Annotated in this window: 1 pseudogene; it reads left to right on the forward strand. The window is 50.4% G+C overall.

Features of this window, described 5'->3' with window-relative positions:
* Positions 1–1,101: pseudogene (locus C1T29_RS09430) on the forward strand (EF-Tu/IF-2/RF-3 family GTPase); the annotation flags it as partial.

Here is a 1,101-nt window from a genome sequence, read left to right on the forward strand (position 1 = left end):
ATCCGAAGCAGCAGGATGAAAATATGGAAGCTTTATTCGAAGCGATTGTCAACCATATTCCTTGTCCTGTCGATAACCATGAGGAGCCTTTGCAGTTCCAGGTCGCTCTGCTTGACTACAATGATTATGTCGGCCGTATCGGAATCGGACGCGTGTTCAGAGGAACGATGAAGGTCGGACAGCAAGTTGCTTTAATGAAGCTTGACGGTTCTATCAAGCCGTTCCGCGTAACGAAAATCTTCGGTTTCCAGGGCTTGAAAAGAGTCGAAATTGAAGAAGCGAAAGCCGGCGACCTTGTCGCGGTATCAGGAATGGAAGACATCAATGTCGGAGAGACCGTCTGCCCGATTGAGCATCAAGAGGCGCTTCCGGTTCTGCGCATTGACGAGCCGACGCTTCAAATGACGTTCGCGGTTAACAACAGTCCTTTTGCCGGTCGCGAAGGAAAATATGTCACGGCCAGGAAGATTGAAGAGCGCCTTGAACAGCAGCTTCAGACAGATGTCAGCCTTCGAGTCGATCCGACGCCATCTCCTGACGCCTGGGTCGTATCCGGTCGCGGTGAGCTGCATTTGTCGATTTTAATCGAAAACATGCGCCGTGAAGGCTTTGAACTGCAAGTATCGAAGCCGGAAGTCATCATTAAAGAAATCGACGGCGTTCGCTGTGAGCCTGTTGAACGTGTGCAAATCGATGTGCCTGAAGAGCATACCGGATCTGTAATGGAATCAATGGGCGCGCGCAAAGGTGAAATGATCGACATGATCAATAACGGAAACGGGCAGGTCCGCCTGATTTTCAACGTTCCTTCACGCGGATTAATCGGCTACTCAACCGAATTCCTTTCCCTTACACGCGGTTTCGGGATTTTAAACCATACGTTTTACAGCTATCAGCCTGTTGAGCCTGGGCAAGTCGGCGGACGCCGCCAAGGTGTGCTTGTTTCAATGGATACCGGGAAAGCTTCAGCTTACGGCATTCAAGGCGTTGAAGAACGCGGCGTGATTTTTGTCGAGCCGGGCACAGAAGTATAAGAAGGCATGATCGTCGGCGAGCACAACCGTGAAAACGACCTTGTCGTCAACATCAATAAAATGAAGC

The sequence above is a fragment of the Bacillus sp. MBGLi79 genome (genome assembly GCF_002953915.1).